Here is an 18,316-nt window from a genome sequence, read left to right as displayed (position 1 = left end):
GGCCCACCTCCATCTTATGTACGTACCGTATGTTTCGACATGTTTTGCGAAAATCCTTCTTTTATTTTGCTTTTTCGACAACGATGCGCCATTTTTCTTTTTTTGTTTGCCCGACAATCGCTTGCAGTCGGCAGCGCCCATACCCGCGTAATGACAATAAATCACCTTCTTGGCACTCCATATGAGCTTGGTCAACCGTTTTCCAATTCACTTTCACGAAGTTTTGGGCAATGCAAGCTTGTGCTTTTTGGCGTGATATGCGAAAACATTGCGCTAAAATGGCGTCAAGTCGCAAAGAAGAAACGGTAAAAGTTTCTTCTTCCCATTCTTCTTTCACAGCGAGAAGTTGCGAAAGCGGTTGTTCTTCTAACGATACTTTTGCTTTTCCAATCGTTGTGACGTTCATTTTCACAAACGTTGCAATTTCTTTAGCGACGACAAACTGAATGATATCATCAACGATGACGATATCGCCAAATTTTTCACGCTTCACACCGAGTGACAAAAGGGCACCGAGCACGTCACGATGCCCGAGTGTAACAAATTTTTTTGGATAGCGAACGGAAAACAACGATAGTTGAAAATCATCTTCATTCGGTTGCATGTAAGTCGGATATAGCAGTGCTCGCTTTCGTTCAACAGATGATGAGCCACCAAAAAAAGCAACGTGCACTTCATCGTGATGGCCGACAATCGAGCGGACGATTTGTTGTTCGCGCGGAGTTAAAAAATCTGTGAGCTTCGGAGCATATTGTTCCGTGACAAGCCGCTTCCATTCGCAAACGAGATCAATAAAATGATGCTCTTCCTTGCGAAAATGTTGATAAATGTCCATTACAACCCTCGAATGACCATGTCGACTAATCCGTAAACGCCCGCCGTCGCAAAACGTAACACAAGCAAGGCGACGATCGGAGAAATGTCGATCATGCCAATCGGCGGAATAAAGCGACGAAACGGCTCTAAATACGGCTCACAAATGTTGGCGAGAAATTGACCAATTTTTGTTTCACGCGCATTCGGAAACCATGACATTAAAATGTAAACAATAATCGCGTACGAATATACTTCAATGACGGTTGCTAGAAAATTTGCTATTTGATACAAAATTACCACCTCTTTATTGTCGGTTCATCGTCAGAAACGATCGAAATGGATCCACTTACATCTACATTATCCGGCGTGCATAAAAAAATGGTAGAGCCGACTTGTTGAATGTCTCCGCCAATCGCATACACCGTTCCGCTTAAAAAGTCGACAATGCGCCGCGCTTGATCACGGTCAACACGATGAACGTTTACGACGACAGCACGCCGATTTTTTAAATGGTCGGCAATTTCTTGTACTTCCGCATATGCGCGCGGCTCAAATAAGACGAGCTTGGACGATTTTTGTACACTTTGTAAACTCACAACATTTTGTTTTTGTTCGGCTTTCGGTTGTTGAACGACTTCTTCTTCCTCGTATTCATCTTCTTCCCATTTTTCTTCATCTAAATCGAAAAAATCGCGAATTTTTTTCACAAATCCCATCATTCCACCTCCTCTTCACCGACAAGACATGTACCGAGGCGAAGAAACGTTGCTCCTTCTTCGACTGCAATTACGTAGTCGTTTGACATCCCCATGGACAATTGTGTACAAGGGGCGTGCGGCAATTGTTTTTCTTGTACTTGTTCTTTTAACTCGCGCAACGTCCGAAAACAGCGACGAATCGTCGCCTCATCGTCCGTATATGGCGCCATCGTCATTAATCCGACAACTTCAATACGTGAAAAAGCAGATAATGTTTCAATAAACGGCAATACGTCTTTTGGCGCTAGCCCGTGTTTCGATTGCTCCCCTGAAACATTGACTTGCACGAAACATTTGATCGTTCGATTCGCTCGTTTGTTAATTTCTTCTGCTAATGAAAGACGGTCGAGCGAATGAACGTAGTCAACGTAATCGATGATTTGTTTCACTTTTCTTGATTGCAACGTGCCGATAAAATGCCATGTTGCTTCTTTTCCGATTGTTTCGTATTTTTGTAAAAAACCGTCGGTACGACTTTCGCCTAAATGAACGATGCCCGCATCGATCGCCTCTTTTGCTCGCGCGATGCTGACATATTTTGTCACTGCCACAATTTGAACGTCTGATGCGTTTCGTCCTGTTTTTTCACACGCTTTAGCAATATGTTGTTGAATTGTTTGTAGCCGTTGTTTGACCGACATATCATTCCCTCCAGCCAATAAGCGCCATCATTCTTCCTGTTTTGCCACCGTCGCGTCGGTGAGAGAAAAATAATGACTGCTCACAGCTTGTGCAATACGATGAAACAGCGATACGTTCGCTCGGAACACCTGCTTGTTGCAAAAGCTGTTTATTCATTTCTTTTAAGTCGAGCGCATACTGTCCCTTACTTGTTTCATTATAAAGAGATTGTGGCGAGTTGACTAGCGCCTTTTGAACGAATTCAATGACGCGATCATCGACGACGTAACAACAACGGCCGATCGACGGACCGATGACGACGTAAATATCATCAGCCCCTTCTTCGTTCCATCGCTTCACCATTTCACCCGCGATGTTATGCACCGTTCCTTTCCAGCCGGCATGTGCAAGTCCAATTAGCTTTTTACTTGGCGAAAAAAAGTAAAGCGGAACGCAATCCGCAAAACAAAGCGCCAACATCAGTTGTCGTTCGTTCGTATACAGCCCGTCTGTATGAGGTACAGCGGTATCGTACGCGCGTACCCCTTTTCCTGCATGATTGTTCGTCACTTTTTCGATGTGTACGCCATGCACTTGATCGGCACATACCCAGCGATCAAGCGAAACGTTTAACTGCTCGGCTACTTTTTTTCGATTTTCATATACGACATCGCAATCGTCTGCGACATGCATGCCGAGGTTTAACGTGGCAAACGCCCCTGTGCTCACTCCGCCTCGTTTTGTCGTAAACGCAACGCTCACATTTTCCCATCCATCAAACAAAAGCAACGACTCGTGCGCTTGTCGAAATATTTCATTCATCGTTCGACATCCTTTGTACAATTTTATCACTTTTTTTCCTATTTTATCACAGCTTGCCGAAAACGTGAATTATTCATCGCCATCTAATCGAACGAGAATGACGTCGGCACCAACTTTCACAATATCGCGCCACGGAATAATAATTTCATCCGTTCGTCCAAATAAACCGAGCACCTTCCCTGCACCGATAATGATGATAGCTTCAATTTGACCGGTCGTTAAATTAATATCAATATCTCCAATATTTCCAAGCCGTTTGCCGTTTGCGACATTGACGACGTCTTTTTGTTGGAGTTCAGAAATTTTCACCATGTTCCCCCGCTCCTTTTCTTCTTTCTATCTCCTATATGTATGCGTAAATCGAAGGTTGTAGTCATGTTGAAAGCATAGAAAAACCCCCAGCTGTGTGGGGGATGTTACCATTGAATATTTTTATTCATTTGTTTAATGGCCGCTTTTTCTAAACGAGATACTTGCGCTTGGGAAATCCCGATTTCTTCGGCCACTTCCATTTGTGTCTTCCCTTGAAAAAATCGTTTGCGGATAATCATTTTTTCGCGCTCATTTAGCCGACGTAGCCCTTCTTTCAGTGCGATTTCCTCAATCCAATTTATATCACGGTTTTTCTCATCACTCAGCTGGTCCATCACATAAATTGGGTCGCCACCATCGTTGTAAATCGGTTCAAATAAGGAAACAGGATCTTGAATCGCATCCAATGCAAACACAATTTCTTCGTGTGGGACGTCTAAAATTTTTGCAATTTCTTCTGCTGTCGGTTCTTTTGCTGTTTCGCTCATCATTTTTTCGCGCACTTGTAGCGCTTTGTATGCAATATCGCGCAGCGAGCGGGACACGCGAATCGGGTTATTGTCACGTAAATATCGGCGGATTTCACCAATAATCATCGGTACAGCATACGTTGAAAATTTCACGTTTTGACTTAAATCAAAATTATCAATCGATTTCATAAGTCCGATACAGCCGACTTGAAACAAATCGTCGACATATTCACCACGATTGTTAAATCGCTGAATGACGCTTAATACGAGCCGTAAATTCCCGTTGATTAATTTTTCGCGTGCCGATATGTCACCGGCTTGCATTTGGCGGAATAGTTCACGCATTTCTTCGTTTTTCAGTACGGGAAGTTTCGATGTATCAACGCCGCAAATTTCAACTTTGTTTCTTGCCATGTCTTTCCCTCCTTGCAGGAGATGCTGTCAGCTTTCAGTATCTCCTTCGAAGGGAAAAATATGCATTACATCATTTTGTTAAACTCTTTTCGCAATCGTTTAATAATTCGCTTTTCTAAACGGGAAATGTACGATTGGGAAATGCCTAACAAGTCCGCGACATCTTTTTGTGTTTTTTCTTCTCCACCACTTAGCCCGAAGCGAAGTTCCATAATTTGTTTCTCTCGATCGCTTAATTGATCGAGCGCACGAAATAATAAGTTTCGGTCAATATTTGCTTCTAAATCTTTCGTAATGACGTCATCTTCTGTACCTAATACGTCCGACAACAGCAGTTCGTTGCCGTCCCAGTCGATGTTTAACGGTTCATCAAACGATACTTCTGAACGTACTTTATTGTTGCGTCGTAAATACATTAAAATTTCATTTTCAATGCAGCGCGATGCATATGTAGCGAGTTTAATTTTCTTCTCCGGATTAAACGTATTGACTGCTTTAATTAACCCGATCGTACCAATGCTAATTAAATCTTCAATGTTAATGCCGGTATTTTCAAATTTTCGGGCGATGTAGACGACGAGGCGAAGATTTCGCTCAATAAGGAGCGAACGCGCTGTTTCATCCCCAGAAGGAAGTTTTTTTAATAACATTTCTTCTTCCTCTTTTGTGAGTGGCGGTGGCAATGCCTCGCTTCCACCGATGTAATAAATTTCGTCCGCTTTAAGCCCTAATTTTTTTAATAGTTTGTACCATACATATGTGAGGCGTAATTTGAATAACTTCATAAAAAACCTCCTTCTATTTCAGCACGAACGGCCGTATGATAATAATAATTACGAAGCTTGCGACATAACCATATGCGGATGAACGATGCAGTTATACTCTCCGTCTGCTGATAACGATGACGGATAAAAGCCAACAAGCACTTTTTTGACAGATATCCACTGTTTTCCGTCTGACCATTGTACGCCGTCTGGTTTCATCGCCACTAACAGCTGTTGCTCGACGCCAACGGCACGGTACGGGACGAAACGTATCCGATCCAACCATTCGTTCGGGATGTCATCTGTGTACGTACGTTTTTGAATCATTTGTAAAACAGCTTGAGGGAAAATATGTGCGAACGGTTGCAATTCGACGATCATAACCGGTGTGTTTGTGAATGGGTCGCGCAACTGGTTTCCGCTGTCGACTAATCCTTTTAAACATACCGTTTGTCCAAAACATGTGACACGCACATCGATGACGTGTTCAAACCGCAATTTTTTTTCGCGAATCGTTCCCATTTGCACTTTTGATAACATCCATAAAATTGGAAACATGATGACGATAAACAACCAGCTAATCGAAGTTGAATGCGTGAGCCAACCCGATGAATAAGGCGTGATTTCACTTTGCAACAAAAAGTGAAAGGCAACCATCCCTCCCCCCATCATAAACGTGGCAAAATAAAAAGCGAGCACGTTTTCCACAAAAAAGCGAAAGCGATGGAAACCAAAACAAATCCACACGATGAAAAAAGAGATGACAAGTTTCGTTACGAAATGAGATGTCATATAAGCAAAAGGAGTGAAAACAAGCAAGACGAGCAACGAACCGAATAATGCTGCAAGCATAAGCCGCCATAAACGAATGCGACGCTTTAACATAATTGCCGCAAGCCATAGCAACATCGCATCAAAACAAAAATTTAATAACCATACGAGATCGGCATAAATCAGCGGCATCCCCTCCTTACAACATCTTGAAACTAGTATATAGCACTTCCAATAGAAAAGTGTGTCAAACGATGACGTCATTTCTTCAGAGATTTTGTCATATGATGATGGAAATAAAAAAACGCCCACACGTAGTGAGCGTTTTTTTAACGGCGACGGTTGCGATTGCGTAAAAAGGCAGGGATGTCGAGTGGATCCTCGACTTGTTGTCCGCGTGTTGGCGAGTAGTCGACTGGCTCTTCTTTTTTCTCGCGCTTGACGCCAACTGTCGGTTTGACAACCGCTTGTCGCGTCGCTTTCGCTTGATTCACTTCTTCGTTAAATCCTGTCGCGATAACCGTAACGATAATTTCGTCTTTTAAGTTTTCGTTAATAACCGAACCGAAAATCATATTGACGTCTTGATCAGCAGCAGATGCGACGATATCAGCTGCTTCTTGCACTTCGTACAAGCTTAAGTTCGTACCGCCTGTAATGTTCATTAATACGCCTTGGGCACCGTCGATCGATGTTTCTAATAGCGGGCTCGAGATCGCCTTTTTCGCTGCCTCCGCGGCGCGATTTTCCCCCGTTGCTACGCCGATTCCCATGAGGGCTGAACCTTTGTTCGACATAATCGTTTTCACATCGGCAAAGTCTAAGTTAATTAATCCCGGCACCGCAATTAAGTCGGAGATGCCTTGTACCCCTTGACGAAGCACGTTGTCTGCTTCGCGGAACGCTTCTAACATCGGCGTATTTTTATCAACGATTTCTAATAGACGGTCGTTCGGAATGACGATGAGCGTATCAACGGCTTCTTTCATCGCTGCGATACCGCTTGCCGCTTGCATCGCGCGCTTTCTTCCTTCAAACGTAAACGGCCGTGTGACGACGCCGACAGTAAGCGCACCTAAATCGCGTGCGATTTGAGCAATAACTGGCGCCGCTCCTGTTCCTGTGCCCCCACCCATGCCGGCTGTGACGAATACCATATCGGCACCTTTGAGCGCTTCTTCAATTTGTTCTTTACTTTCTTCGGCCGCTTTTTTTCCTACTTCTGGATTTGCTCCTGCACCTAATCCGCGCGTCAATTTTGCACCAATTTGCAGTTTAGTTGGCGCCTTGGATAAGTTTAGCGCTTGAGCATCTGTATTAACCGCAATAAATTCAACACCTTGTACACCATGTTCAATCATGCGATTGACAGCGTTATTTCCGCCGCCGCCGACACCAATTACTTTAATTGTTGCTAACTGATCAACAGTCGTGTCAAACTCCAACATGATAATCCTCCTAGCCATTCAAATTGTCATTCAAAAAAGTATCCGAAAAATTTCTTTACTTTATGCCCTAAATGTTCTTCTTTTTGTTTCGGCTTTGCTGGCGCTTTATGCACCTTTTTCTCCGGTTGGAAATCGTCTGTCGCGCTCGAAGAAAGAACAGGAACGTGTCTTCCTTGTAGCTTCGCATTTTTATAAGCAAATTGAATTAAGCCAACACCGTTTGTATATTGTGGATCGCGGACGCCAATATAATCCGGCATCGCCACGCGTACAGTATTTTCAAAAATGGCTTCGGCAAGTTCCAATACGCCCGGCATATTGACTGTTCCACCGGTTAACACGTATCCGCCAGGCAAATCGCGAAATCCACGTCTGCGAATTTCAGCTTGCGCCATTTGTAAAATTTCCTCTACACGCGCTTCAATCATATCCGCGATTTGTAATTGGCTAAATTTTTGATGTTGATCCGTACCGATAATCGGAACGCTAAATACTTCTTCATCCGAAGCGAGATCGTAAAATGCGTGTCCATGTTTTAGTTTAATGCGTTCTGCATCTTCTGTCGACGTACGCATGCCGATCGATAAATCTTTTGTAATATGTTCACCACCGATCGGAAGTACGGTCGTTGCTTGTAAAAAGCCTTGTTCAAACACAGCGACCGTCGTTGAACCACCACCGATATCAATAAGTGCCACACCTAAATTTTTTTCATCTTTCGATAATGCAATTGAGGCGGCCGCTAGTGGTTGAAGGCACACATCAAGCACATCTAACCCCGCTCGTTCGACACAGCGAAGCACGTTATGTAAAGCGGTTTTCGATGCAGTAATCATCGTTCCTTCCATTTCCAATCGGACACCTAACATACCGCGCGGGTCGTTAATGCCATCAAGGCCGTCAACGATAAACTGTTTCGGAATGACGTCAATAATTTCGCGCTCTGGTGGAATGGAGACGACTTGTGCCGCTTCAATAACGCGTGTGACGTCTTCAGTTGTAATTTCTTTATTTTCGCTTGATACAGCGACAATCCCATTGCACGGTTGAAGTTGAATGTGGTTGCCGTTTACTCCGACAATGGCGCCTTTAATCGTTACGCCGACCATCCGTTCCGCTTGTTCAACCGCTCGTTTAATGGATTGTACCGTTTCATCTATATCAATGATAGAGCCTTTTTTCAGCCCTTGCGACTTCACATTGCCGACACCGATAATGTTTAACTGATCGTTAATCATTTCGCCAATGATAACTTTTACACTGGACGTACCGATGTCAAGACTAACATAAAAATCGTTGCTGTTCATTCTGGTGGCACCTCCTTTACAAAATGAACGTTACTATGTATATCAACACTATATTCCACATTCGAACAGCATTCCCTTTTTTATAAGCGATTTTTTTGGCGGCTTTCTAACCATTTCGTTAGCAAAATTCGGCGGATGACAGCGATGTTTTGAAACAGGCGCACACCGAACGCAAATACAGCTGCTAAATACAAGTCTACACCAAGATGCACACCGAGAAAAGCTAAACTTGTTGCTAAAATAATATTAAAAAAAAATCCGGATACAAACACGTGCTCATCGTAAATATTTTGCAAATGTGCGCGAATACCACCTATGAGCGTATCAAACGCTGCGAGCACCGCGATCGATAAGTAGTTAGCATATTCGCTCGAAATGCGCCAATCTGTCAACAATCCGAGCAATATGCCAATGACGAGGCCGAGCAACGGAAGCCACATCACGTTCACCTCCTATCCTCTTCAACTGCTTCCATTTGTTTCACACGCACTGCTCCATCGTACGGAGGAATGACGACACGTTGTTGCGGTTCTGAAATCGTCAGAAGTAAATTTTCAATGGCAAAGTCATCGGCAATCGTTGAAGCTTTTAACCGGTTGTACATTTTTTCGGCGTCCGCCGCAATGACTTTAATTTCAAATGGGAAAGAGCGAAGCGGATACGAATCGACTTTCGTCACACCGTTAATGTCGCGAATGACCGTCGTGTTGACGACGCGCTGATCTGCAATCGCTACATATTGGGCGCCATACATGTTTAATTCATTCATGAGTCGGCGAAGCAACTCTGCTGACACCGTATCGCTAATCGGGCCAACGTACGATTCATCATACATTTGTTCGACATAAAGCACGACACCTTCCCCGACAACTTCCGTTAACCCAGCTTCTTTTTTTAGTTCTTCTACCGTTTGGCGAAGAATCGCTCCTTTGCTTTCTGAACGTTGCTGTTCATATTTTTCTAACGTTTCTTCATATTTTCGTATTTCGTTTAATAGTTGTTTATGTAGCTCTTGTTCTTTTTTTAAATCTTGTCTAATTTCCCATATGTCACGTGTATCGCGCACATCTGGCTCGTTGTTCGTCTGGAATTGGACAGCTAACATAAAGCCAATAATGAACGACACAAGCGTGAAATGCCATATCGTTTTTTGCGTCAACATCGCTCCTCCTCTATTTTTGCATCAACGGTTCCATTGTAATTTCCGATTTTTCCGTAATGTCAACAATAATATGGTCGCTCGTCAGCTGATCTTTCACCCCACCAGCAATCGTTAACGCCGGAATAAGTACGTTTGGGTCGCCGATCGCTTGAATAACGAACGGGGCTGGATGTTGTGTCCCATCGATTTCAATGACCGGACCATTGCACAAAATATACGATCGGTGCGATAATCGCTGTCCGTTAATCGATATTGCAGACGCCCCCGCAATCAATAGTTCATTGACAACTTGAAACACATGTTGTTCATGGACGATGTAGTTTGTGGCGTTCGCTTCTGAAGGAATGTATGAAGCATCAGATAGCGTCACTTCGACCCCTTTTCCTTTCACTTTCACTTTGCCAAGATACATGCGCAACCGCTCTGCATCTTCAGCGAGGTTAAAATAAATTTGTTCTTCGCTTGCTAATTGTTTTTCCATTTCGCGTACGCGTTGTTGTTTTTTAAACAATTCAGCTTGCAACTTTTTGTTTTGCTCTTGTTGTTCAATGAGCTGTTGACGATATTCGTACTCTTTATCCCATTGACGTTCTAGCTCGCGATTGGCCGTCTCTTTTTTCGTTATCTGATAAGAAAAAGCCAACATAAATCCTAAAACTAAACAAACGAACGACAAAATGACGTGGCTACCGTTCATTTTCATCTTCGTTTTCCTTCCCTTCATCCGCTTCGTACGGTTTGAAATATGTGCTCATCTCTAAATGAAGAACGCCTTTTACCCCCGGCTGTAACTGACTGACAATCGAAGGATAATGCACAATTTTTTTCGCAAAACGATCGATTGTAGCACTCACTTCGATGCCGTCATTCATATAGACAGTAATATGCCTTGCATCCAATGCGTTTGGGGTATAATGAATTTCTGAGATAAGGTTTAAAATCGAATTTGGCGTATTCGCCAATTGGGCAGCCATGTCTTGAATAGCCTCTCCTTCTTTCCACCCGACTAAAATCGGAGCATCACTCGGAATCACTTGTTTCGCATGCGTCAACACTTTTCCGTTATCTAAAATCGGCAAAAAGGAATGCTTGTCCAAAATGTAAGCGATGCGCTTTCGCTCGACGATCACGATGTCGATACGATTCGGAATTCGTTTTTTTACACTGACGTCTTTCACTTCTGGATGTTGTTTCACTCGCTGTTCGACCTCGTCTTTTTTTACTTTCCAAAAGCTCGTTTGTTTCGTTATACCGCTTAATTGGATGATCTGTTGCGAAGCGATATGATGATTTCCTTCGACGTGGATGACTGCGACGTTGCTAAGTGGCGACTGGGCATAAACAACGCCTAATAAAAGCATAAAAAATAAAGCGATATATGCAACAAGTAAGCGATTAGCACGCTGTCGTCGCTGCTCCTTTAATTTTGGTACACGTTCTTCAAGAACAACAACTTTTCCTTTTTCTTTTCCCATTCACTCCACCTCGGTCGATGGACCAAATCAAAATAACAAGAAAACTAACGGCGCATGTCAGCCACCGTTAGTTCATCATCTCCATTTCTATTATAGCATAATATAGAAAAATTAGGATGGGGAAAATGTATTACTTCCGCCCAACAATTTCAACTTCTGTTTGCAACGACACGCCATATAAGTCGTGAATCGTCTTTTTCACATAATCGATGAGCTCGAGCACGTCGTTTGCTGTTGCCCCGCCTGCGTTGACAATAAAGTTCGCATGCTGTTCAGATATTTTCGCCCCGCCGATCGTATATCCTTTTAACCCTGCTTGTTCAATTAACTGCCCAGCGTATTGCGGAAGCGGATTGCGGAAAATGCTTCCCGCACACGGGTAGTTCCACGGTTGCGTCTCGCGGCGGTAATCTTTATTTTTTTGCATCGCCGCGACAATTTCATCACGGTTTCCTTTTTTCATTTCAAGCGTTGCTGCAATGCAAATTCCTTTGCGCTTTTTTTGTAAAACGGATGTGCGATACGAAAACTCCATCTCTTCATTCGTTAACCATTCAATCGTTCCGTCTTCAAATAAAATTTGTGCTTTTTTTACGATGCGCGACATATCCGATCCGTGAGCACCAGCGTTCATATACACCGCTCCGCCAACTGTGCCCGGAATGCCTCCTGCAAACTCCAACCCAGACAATCCTTGCTTACTAATGACCGTCGCTAGTTTAATGAGCGAATATCCCCCACCGACTGTCACTTCTGTATCATGAATGTATAGATCATCTAATCCTTCGCCAAGTTTAATGACGACCCCTTCAATGCCTCCGTCTCGCACAAGTAAGTTGGAGCCGCGACCGATCGCACGCCAAGGTACATTATATTTTCGTACGATTTCTATCGTCTTTTTTAAACCATCTATATGTTTCGGTTCCACAAACAAATCAGCAGGTCCACCGATTTTAATCGTTGTATGACTAGCCATGCGTTCGTTTTCTTTTACTGTTCCCACGTTAGCTTGCAGGAGCTCTTCACGTAGTTTTTCCAATGGTCTACCTCCTCTACCTCTTTCCTATATCGTATGCAACTTATGAAATCATCTCCACCATGACGCGATATAAACGCTCTGCCGCGTCACGAATGCCTAATTGAAACGCTGCTTCTTTCATATTTGTCAACGTTTGTTCGTCTAACAATATGCGGTCGATATCATCAAGCAAGCGCCCGCCTGTCAATTCGCTTTCTAAACGAACGATCGCTGCTCCCTTTTTTTCAAGCGCCCGCGCATTTTTTTCTTGGTGATTATTTGTCACATACGGGCTCGGAATTAAAATGCTTGGAATGCCGAGCGCCGTAATTTCTGCGAGTGTCGTTGCGCCTGCACGAGCGACGATGACATCGACCCCTGCCAATACTTCCGGCATGTTGTGAATAAACGGACGGATGATGACGTTTGAAGGATTGCCGACATCGTTTACCGCCTTTATTACTTTATCATAATGAACGTCACCTGTAACATATAAACATTGATACGGCTTTTGTTCAACTTCATGCAGCACTTGCAAAAACGCCTCATTGATCGGGCGTGCGCCGCGACTCCCCCCGACAATGAGCACCGTTTTTTTCTTCTCATCTAATCCGAGCGACCGTCTCGCTTCTCGTCCGTCTTTTCCTACGACTTCTGAAGCCCGCGGGTTTCCTGTTAACACTACTTTTTCTTGTGGGAAATATTGTTTTGTTTCTTCAAAACAAATGGCCACTTTATTCGCATAACGGCTTAAAAAAGTATTCGTCAGCCCTGGAATGCTGTTTTGTTCATGAATGATCGTTGGAATACCTAGTTTAGCTGCCGCATATACGACAGGTGCGCACACGTATCCCCCTGTGCCGAGCACAACGTCCGGTTTGTATTGTTTCAACAGTTTTTTGCATGCGCGCACACTTTTTATAAAACGTACGATCGTTTTGACGTTTTCAAATGAAAGACTGCGCTTTAATCCGCTAATGTCAATCGCATGAAATGGGATGTTTTCTCTTGGAACGATCGTACTTTCTAACCCTTTTTTTGTCCCGATATATAATACATCGACGTTTGGATGTTGTTTTTTTACTTCATGAATAAATGCAAGCGCAGGATAAATATGACCTCCTGTTCCGCCACCACTTACTACAATTTTCATCGTTTTTCCCCCTCATCGAAAGTAACAGAAGAAGCTGACTTCCGGGAAGTCAGCCTTAATATCGCGCATAACGGCTAATGTTTAGCAAGACGCCAATCGCCATAAGCATGAGCGTCAATGACGAGCCGCCATAACTTAAAAACGGCAACGTAATCCCCGTTACCGGCATAAGTCCGGTCACGACCCCGATATTGATCATCACTTGGATGGCCACCATCGCAATGATACCGACAGCTAAAAAACTGCCGTATAAATCTGGTGCTCCTAAAGCGATACGAATGCCACGCCAAAGCAGTAAACTGAAAAGAAGCAAAACGAGCGAGCCGCCAATAAAGCCAAGCTCTTCTGCTAAAATGGCAAAAATAAAGTCCGTTTGTGGCTCAGGCAAGTAAAAAAACTTTTGGCGGCTTTGTCCGAGCCCGAGCCCAAATAGCCCGCCCGGCCCGATCGCATAAAGCGATTGAATGATTTGAAAACCGCTTCCTAACGGATCTTCCCACGGGTTTAAAAATGACGTAATGCGCTTGATGCGATACGGAGCGGATAACACAAGCCCAGCAAAACCAGCCAAACCAAGCAAGCCAAGAAGAACAAAGTGGCTCATGCGCGCACCAGCGACAAAAATCATAACAACACACGTGCCGACCATGACCGTTCCCGTCCCTAAATCGGGCTGCAACATAATCATTCCGAACGCAATAAATACGAGCGTTAAAGACGGAAGTAAACCTTGTTTAAATGACGCGATTTTTTTTTGGTTTTCAGATAAATATTTCGCTAAAAACGCGATCATCGCCATTTTCATAAACTCAGATGGCTGAATGGAAAACGCGCCAACACCAATCCAGCTACGCGAGCCGTTGCGCACCATGCCGATGCCCGGAATTAAGACGAGAATGAGAAGGATAAAACAAACGATAAGCAACACTTTCGCCCACGTCCGCCACGTCCAATAGTCGATGTTCATGAAAAAAAACATTGCGACGATGCCGACCCCTGCGAACAATAGTTGGCGTTTCGCAAAGAAAAACGAATCATGAAACTTGTAATCCGCCCATATGGCGCTAGCGCTATACACCATAACAAGCCCGATCGCCAACAACGAAAACGTGATGATCATTAACAAAAAATCAGGTGCAGACTTTTTTCCATGCAATGCGGAACACCTCAATTTACTTAAAATTCGTCTTATTTAAGCTTATGCACCGCATGTACAAACATGTCCCCACGCTGTTCGAAAGTTTTATATTGATCCCAACTTGCACACGCTGGGGAAAGTAAAATAATATCGCCCGATGACGACCATTCATATGCGGCAAAAGCTGCTTGTTCCACATTATCGACACGTTTCACTTGCTGTATTCCTGCTTCGCGCGCAACCCGCTCAATTTTTGGTGCCGTCTGCCCGAATGTAATGACGGCTTTCACATGTTTGAAGTACGGCAATAACTCATCAAACTCGTTGCCGCGGTCTAACCCACCGGCAAGTAAAATGACCGGCTCATGAAAGGCGCTTAACGCTTTTTGCGTCGCTAATATGTTTGTCGCTTTTGAGTCGTTATAAAATTTTCTTCCGTTGATTTCAGCGACAAATTGCAAGCGATGAGGAACGCCTGTAAACGTCGTTAAGACACGGCGAATCGCCTCGTTGTCTGCACCTGCGAGTTTTGCTGCTGCAACAGCGGCCAATATGTTTTCGAGATTGTGCGTTCCACGTAGCGCTACATCTGTAATATCGATGATGCGCTCGTCATGAAAATAAATGGCGCCTTCTTTCACCGTTGCTCCGTACGATAATGGTGTTTTCACAGAAAACGGCACGTGTTGTGCGCGGCTTTTTTTCGCTAATTGCATGACGATCGGATCATCGGCGTTGACGACCGCGTAGTCCGTTTCCATTTGGTTTTTAAAAATGTTTCCTTTCGCTTCTGCGTACGCTTCTTTCGTTCCGTGATAGTCTAAATGTGCATCAAAAATGTTTAACAACACGGCGATATGCGGACGAAAGCGAATCGTCCCGAGCAGTTGGAACGAAGATAATTCCATGACGATAACATCATCTTTTGTCGCCTGTTTCGCGACTTCGCATGCAACTGTTCCGATATTTCCGGCGATCAAAGGACGACGTTTCGCTTCTTGTAACATGTGATAAATCAAGGTCGTCGTCGTCGTTTTTCCGTTTGAACCTGTAATGCCGATAATCGGTGCTTCTGACGTTTCATACGCAATTTCGACTTCCGTAATAATCGGAATGTGTTTGGCGAGCGCTTTTTGAACGAGCGCGTTTGTATATGGAATGCCCGGATTTTTTACGACGAAATCGAACGGCTCATCAAGCAACTCAAGCGGATGCCCCCCGCATACGAGACGAACGCCAAGCGCTTCTAACTGTTGCTTTTCTGGCTCGCTCGGTTCGTTGCGATCGTTGACAACGACATCCGCACCGAGTTCACGGAGTCGTTTTGCTGCTGCCAACCCGCTTTTCGCTAAACCTAATACGAACACTTTTTTTCCGTTGTACATTATACCCACACCTCAATATAAATTCCTAAGATGGCAAACAATAAGCCAACTGCCCAAAACGTCACGACAACGCGCCACTCCGACCAGCCGATTAACTCGTAATGATGATGAAGCGGGCTCATACGAAACACGCGTTTTCCTGTCGTTTTAAACGAAATGACTTGAATGATGACAGATAATGTTTCAATGACGAATACGCCACCGATAATGACTAATAATATTTCAAGTTTCGTCAAAATGGCAATCGTCACAATCGCCCCACCAAGCGCAAGGGAACCGGTATCCCCCATAAACACTTTCGCAGGATGCGCGTTGAACACAAGAAATCCAAGCACCGCACCGACAACCGCAACGCTAAAAATAGCGATGTCATATTGCCCTTGGTTCCATGCTAAGACAGCATATGCACCGAACGCAACCGCTGCTGTTCCCGCTAATAACCCGTCTAAGCCGTCCGTTAAATTGACTGCATTCGAGCCGCCAACAAGCATAAAAATAATAAGCAAAACATAAGCAACACCTAAATCGATCGATACGTCTGTCCCGGGAATCGAGACGACTGTTGAAATGTTGTAACGTTGAAAGAAAAAGTAAAAAACGAGCGCAATTAACAATTGTCCTGCTAGTTTTTGCTTGCTCGTTAAGCCGAGGTTGCGTTTCATCACCACTTTAATAAAGTCGTCAATAAAACCGAGCAACCCATATCCGACCGTAACGAACAACAACATGTATGTGTGCGCTGTTCGTTCAAAAAATATATCGCTCATGATCCATGTGGTGATAGAAAGCGACAATAAAATCATTAACCCGCCCATCGTCGGCGTACCTGATTTTTTTTGATGAGATTTTGGTCCTTCTTCACGAATGCTTTGCCCAAATTTTAATCGTCTTAAAAACGGAATGAAAATGGGCGATAACACAACGGTAATAATAAAGGCAAGCCCTGCCGTAAACAAAATGACTTTCTCGTTCATGATCGTTGCACCTTCCTCATTTCCTATTTATCTTTTCTTCGTTGAATAGCTTCGCGTGCGACGACACGATCATCAAAATGGAACACATCTTTCCCGATGATTTGATACGTCTCATGTCCTTTTCCAGCGATTAAAATGATATCGTCTTTTTCGGCTTGCTCAATGGCGTATGTAATCGCCTCTTTTCGATCGACAATACATACGACGTCTTCGGCTACCCCTTGTTTCATATCGTTTAAAATGACGAGCGGATCTTCTGAACGCGGATTGTCGGATGTAAAAATCGGTACGTCGCTATATTTGACTGCGATTTGCGCCATCAATGGTCGCTTCGTCCGATCGCGATCTCCACCGCAGCCGACGACGACAAATACACGTTTTTTCGCAAACTGTCGAATCGTATGCAATACGTTTTCTAAACTATCTGGTGTGTGTGCATAATCGACGATGACAGTAAACGGTTGTCCGGCATCGACAACTTCAAAGCGACCGGGAACACCTTCAATATCGGCAATCGCTTCGACAATCGTAGAGAGCGGAATGTTTGAAACGAGACAAGCGCCGACTGCAGCTAACAAATTATAAACATTAAACATGCCAATAAGCTTCGTTTTCACTTGTACCGTTTCGATTGGGGTAACAAGTTGGAATGTCGTACCACTTGTAGTTATTTCAATTTGTTTCGCCATAATGTCGCTTTTATGATGAATGCCGTACGTCACAACTGTTGCGGCCGTACTTTTTTTATACTCTTCTGAGGCAGCATCGTCTGCATTCAATATCGCAAATTTTGGACGTCGGTGATCAAAACGGTTACCGAGTTGCGCAAACAACAGCCCTTTCGACCAACGATAATGGTCCATCGTTTGATGATAGTCTAAATGGTCTTGCGTTAAGTTTGTAAACACCGCGACATCAAAATCGCATCCGTGTACTCTCCCCATATGTAACGCATGAGACGATACTTCCATCGCAACGACGTCCACGTGCGCATCAACCATTTTCCGAAACATGTTTTGTAAAATAAGCGATTCAGGTGTTGTATTTTTTACATCATACGTGTCATCGCCAATTTTCATGTTAATCGTACCGATGAGTCCGGTTTTTTTTCCAGCGTGACGGCATATGCGTTCGATGAGATGCGTCGTCGTCGTTTTTCCGTTCGTTCCTGTTACCCCAATTAAATGAAGGTGGTGCGTCGGCTGACCGTAAAAGGCGTCGGCTAATACAGCGAGGGCACGTCGGCTATCGTTCACATAAATGACCGGCACAGGCAATGTGAGCGGTTTTTCTGCCACGACTGCAACTGCTCCGCGCGCGACAGCTTGTTCCGCAAAATCGTGTCCATCTACTGTAAATCCTTTGATGCAAACAAATAATGAACCTTGTTTGACTTCCCTTGAATCCATTTCGATCGATGTAATCGTTGGATTTTCTGTTGCAAGTGGGGTAAAGCTATGTAAATGTTGAAGTAACGTTTGTAACTTCATACCGATCGTTCCTTTCTT

The 18,316-nt window shown here is 44.0% G+C and carries 21 protein-coding genes; all 21 read right to left on the bottom strand.

What is annotated here, in order from left to right; all coding sequences use genetic code 11:
• Positions 1 to 61: 61 nt before the first annotated feature.
• The 21 genes from LD028_RS12550 to LD028_RS12450 all read right to left on the bottom strand — a co-directional run bounded on the left by LD028_RS12550 (position 62) and on the right by LD028_RS12450 (position 18,298).
• Positions 62 to 835 carry a YlmH family RNA-binding protein gene (locus tag LD028_RS12550; protein WP_237812009.1) on the bottom strand — a complete coding sequence of 258 codons (774 nt, stop codon included), beginning with the start codon at positions 833 to 835 and terminating at the stop codon, positions 62 to 64.
• Positions 835 to 1,107: a YggT family protein gene (locus LD028_RS12545; protein WP_006321475.1), complete on the bottom strand. Its 273-nt coding sequence runs from the start codon at positions 1,105 to 1,107 to the stop codon at positions 835 to 837. The genes LD028_RS12550 and LD028_RS12545 overlap by 1 nt, the downstream gene beginning before the upstream one ends.
• Before the next feature lie 2 nt (positions 1,108 to 1,109).
• Positions 1,110 to 1,532, bottom strand: a complete 423-nt coding sequence (locus tag LD028_RS12540) for a cell division protein SepF (RefSeq protein WP_064220854.1) — start codon at positions 1,530 to 1,532, stop codon at positions 1,110 to 1,112.
• The gene (locus LD028_RS12535) at positions 1,532 to 2,215 is read right to left on the bottom strand and encodes a YggS family pyridoxal phosphate-dependent enzyme (RefSeq protein WP_006321473.1); all 684 of its coding nucleotides are present in this window, start codon (positions 2,213 to 2,215) and stop codon (positions 1,532 to 1,534) included. The genes LD028_RS12540 and LD028_RS12535 overlap by 1 nt, the downstream gene beginning before the upstream one ends.
• A gap of 1 nt (position 2,216) precedes the next feature.
• Positions 2,217 to 3,017: a peptidoglycan editing factor PgeF gene (pgeF, locus tag LD028_RS12530; RefSeq protein ID WP_226373812.1), complete on the bottom strand. Its 801-nt coding sequence runs from the start codon at positions 3,015 to 3,017 to the stop codon at positions 2,217 to 2,219.
• Positions 3,018 to 3,086: 69 nt separating this feature from the next.
• A complete protein-coding gene (locus LD028_RS12525) occupies positions 3,087 to 3,329 on the bottom strand; it encodes a YlmC/YmxH family sporulation protein (protein ID WP_032101528.1) in 243 nt (80 codons plus the stop codon).
• A gap of 104 nt (positions 3,330 to 3,433) precedes the next feature.
• Positions 3,434 to 4,213: an RNA polymerase sporulation sigma factor SigG gene (sigG, locus tag LD028_RS12520; RefSeq protein ID WP_237812008.1), complete on the bottom strand. Its 780-nt coding sequence runs from the start codon at positions 4,211 to 4,213 to the stop codon at positions 3,434 to 3,436.
• A gap of 65 nt (positions 4,214 to 4,278) precedes the next feature.
• Entirely contained in the window at positions 4,279 to 4,998 is a 720-nt protein-coding gene (gene sigE, locus LD028_RS12515) for an RNA polymerase sporulation sigma factor SigE (RefSeq protein WP_006321468.1), read from the bottom strand.
• Between the two features lie 48 nt (positions 4,999 to 5,046).
• Positions 5,047 to 5,940: a sigma-E processing peptidase SpoIIGA gene (spoIIGA, locus tag LD028_RS12510; protein WP_237812007.1), complete on the bottom strand. Its 894-nt coding sequence runs from the start codon at positions 5,938 to 5,940 to the stop codon at positions 5,047 to 5,049.
• Positions 5,941 to 6,077: 137 nt separating this feature from the next.
• Complete coding sequence (ftsZ, locus tag LD028_RS12505; protein ID WP_006321462.1) at positions 6,078 to 7,196, bottom strand: cell division protein FtsZ; 1,119 nt, start codon at positions 7,194 to 7,196, stop codon at positions 6,078 to 6,080.
• 26 nt (positions 7,197 to 7,222) lie between these two features.
• The gene (gene ftsA, locus LD028_RS12500) at positions 7,223 to 8,503 is read right to left on the bottom strand and encodes a cell division protein FtsA (RefSeq protein WP_237812006.1); all 1,281 of its coding nucleotides are present in this window, start codon (positions 8,501 to 8,503) and stop codon (positions 7,223 to 7,225) included.
• 80 nt (positions 8,504 to 8,583) lie between these two features.
• Positions 8,584 to 8,943: a small basic family protein gene (locus LD028_RS12495; protein ID WP_004891201.1), complete on the bottom strand. Its 360-nt coding sequence runs from the start codon at positions 8,941 to 8,943 to the stop codon at positions 8,584 to 8,586.
• A gap of 5 nt (positions 8,944 to 8,948) precedes the next feature.
• On the bottom strand, positions 8,949 to 9,665 hold the full coding sequence (locus LD028_RS12490) for a DUF881 domain-containing protein (RefSeq protein ID WP_237812005.1): 717 nt from the start codon (positions 9,663 to 9,665) through the stop codon (positions 8,949 to 8,951).
• A 10-nt stretch (positions 9,666 to 9,675) separates the two neighbouring features.
• Complete coding sequence (locus LD028_RS12485; protein ID WP_077429490.1) at positions 9,676 to 10,368, bottom strand: DUF881 domain-containing protein; 693 nt, start codon at positions 10,366 to 10,368, stop codon at positions 9,676 to 9,678.
• The gene (locus LD028_RS12480) at positions 10,352 to 11,140 is read right to left on the bottom strand and encodes a cell division protein FtsQ/DivIB (RefSeq protein WP_077429491.1); all 789 of its coding nucleotides are present in this window, start codon (positions 11,138 to 11,140) and stop codon (positions 10,352 to 10,354) included. The genes LD028_RS12485 and LD028_RS12480 overlap by 17 nt, the downstream gene beginning before the upstream one ends.
• A 130-nt stretch (positions 11,141 to 11,270) precedes the next feature.
• On the bottom strand, positions 11,271 to 12,179 hold the full coding sequence (gene murB / locus LD028_RS12475; protein ID WP_064220849.1) for a UDP-N-acetylmuramate dehydrogenase: 909 nt from the start codon (positions 12,177 to 12,179) through the stop codon (positions 11,271 to 11,273).
• A 40-nt stretch (positions 12,180 to 12,219) separates the two neighbouring features.
• A complete protein-coding gene (gene murG, locus LD028_RS12470; RefSeq protein WP_237812004.1) occupies positions 12,220 to 13,311 on the bottom strand; it encodes an undecaprenyldiphospho-muramoylpentapeptide beta-N-acetylglucosaminyltransferase in 1,092 nt (363 codons plus the stop codon).
• Positions 13,312 to 13,366: 55 nt separating this feature from the next.
• Positions 13,367 to 14,431 carry a stage V sporulation protein E gene (gene spoVE, locus LD028_RS12465; protein WP_049754165.1) on the bottom strand — a complete coding sequence of 355 codons (1,065 nt, stop codon included), beginning with the start codon at positions 14,429 to 14,431 and terminating at the stop codon, positions 13,367 to 13,369.
• Positions 14,432 to 14,499: 68 nt separating this feature from the next.
• Positions 14,500 to 15,834, bottom strand: a complete 1,335-nt coding sequence (gene murD / locus LD028_RS12460; RefSeq protein ID WP_237812003.1) for a UDP-N-acetylmuramoyl-L-alanine--D-glutamate ligase — start codon at positions 15,832 to 15,834, stop codon at positions 14,500 to 14,502.
• Positions 15,834 to 16,808 (bottom strand): phospho-N-acetylmuramoyl-pentapeptide-transferase, encoded by a 975-nt coding sequence (gene mraY / locus LD028_RS12455; RefSeq protein ID WP_237812002.1) that lies wholly within the window; start codon positions 16,806 to 16,808, stop codon positions 15,834 to 15,836. Before mraY ends, murD begins: the two co-directional genes overlap by 1 nt.
• A gap of 23 nt (positions 16,809 to 16,831) precedes the next feature.
• Positions 16,832 to 18,298 (bottom strand): UDP-N-acetylmuramoyl-L-alanyl-D-glutamate--2,6-diaminopimelate ligase, encoded by a 1,467-nt coding sequence (locus LD028_RS12450; RefSeq protein ID WP_237812001.1) that lies wholly within the window; start codon positions 18,296 to 18,298, stop codon positions 16,832 to 16,834.
• Between the last annotated feature and the right edge of the window lie 18 nt (positions 18,299 to 18,316).

Source organism: Anoxybacillus sp. LAT27, from assembly GCF_022030075.1.
In the GTDB taxonomy this organism is placed as follows: Bacteria; Bacillota; Bacilli; order Bacillales; family Anoxybacillaceae; genus Anoxybacillus; species Anoxybacillus kestanbolensis.
Note: the sequence above shows the minus strand (reverse complement) of the source record. Positions and strands in the feature narration are given on the sequence as shown.

Coding starts and splice junctions, on each gene's coding strand:
- LD028_RS12550 (WP_237812009.1), bottom strand. CDS start 835: ATGGACATTTATCAACATTTTCGCAAGGAAGAGCATCATTTTATTGAT.
- LD028_RS12540 (WP_064220854.1), bottom strand. CDS start 1,532: ATGGGATTTGTGAAAAAAATTCGCGATTTTTTCGATTTAGATGAAGAA.
- LD028_RS12535 (WP_006321473.1), bottom strand. CDS start 2,215: ATGTCGGTCAAACAACGGCTACAAACAATTCAACAACATATTGCTAAA.
- pgeF (WP_226373812.1), bottom strand. CDS start 3,017: ATGAATGAAATATTTCGACAAGCGCACGAGTCGTTGCTTTTGTTTGAT.
- LD028_RS12525 (WP_032101528.1), bottom strand. CDS start 3,329: ATGGTGAAAATTTCTGAACTCCAACAAAAAGACGTCGTCAATGTCGCA.
- sigG (WP_237812008.1), bottom strand. CDS start 4,213: ATGGCAAGAAACAAAGTTGAAATTTGCGGCGTTGATACATCGAAACTT.
- sigE (WP_006321468.1), bottom strand. CDS start 4,998: ATGAAGTTATTCAAATTACGCCTCACATATGTATGGTACAAACTATTA.
- spoIIGA (WP_237812007.1), bottom strand. CDS start 5,940: ATGCCGCTGATTTATGCCGATCTCGTATGGTTATTAAATTTTTGTTTT.
- ftsZ (WP_006321462.1), bottom strand. CDS start 7,196: ATGTTGGAGTTTGACACGACTGTTGATCAGTTAGCAACAATTAAAGTA.
- ftsA (WP_237812006.1), bottom strand. CDS start 8,503: ATGAACAGCAACGATTTTTATGTTAGTCTTGACATCGGTACGTCCAGT.
- LD028_RS12495 (WP_004891201.1), bottom strand. CDS start 8,943: ATGTGGCTTCCGTTGCTCGGCCTCGTCATTGGCATATTGCTCGGATTG.
- LD028_RS12490 (WP_237812005.1), bottom strand. CDS start 9,665: ATGTTGACGCAAAAAACGATATGGCATTTCACGCTTGTGTCGTTCATT.
- LD028_RS12485 (WP_077429490.1), bottom strand. CDS start 10,368: ATGAAAATGAACGGTAGCCACGTCATTTTGTCGTTCGTTTGTTTAGTT.
- LD028_RS12480 (WP_077429491.1), bottom strand. CDS start 11,140: ATGGGAAAAGAAAAAGGAAAAGTTGTTGTTCTTGAAGAACGTGTACCA.
- murG (WP_237812004.1), bottom strand. CDS start 13,311: ATGAAAATTGTAGTAAGTGGTGGCGGAACAGGAGGTCATATTTATCCT.
- spoVE (WP_049754165.1), bottom strand. CDS start 14,431: ATGATCATCACGTTTTCGTTGTTGGCGATCGGGCTTGTTATGGTGTAT.
- murD (WP_237812003.1), bottom strand. CDS start 15,834: ATGTACAACGGAAAAAAAGTGTTCGTATTAGGTTTAGCGAAAAGCGGG.
- mraY (WP_237812002.1), bottom strand. CDS start 16,808: ATGAACGAGAAAGTCATTTTGTTTACGGCAGGGCTTGCCTTTATTATT.
- LD028_RS12450 (WP_237812001.1), bottom strand. CDS start 18,298: ATGAAGTTACAAACGTTACTTCAACATTTACATAGCTTTACCCCACTT.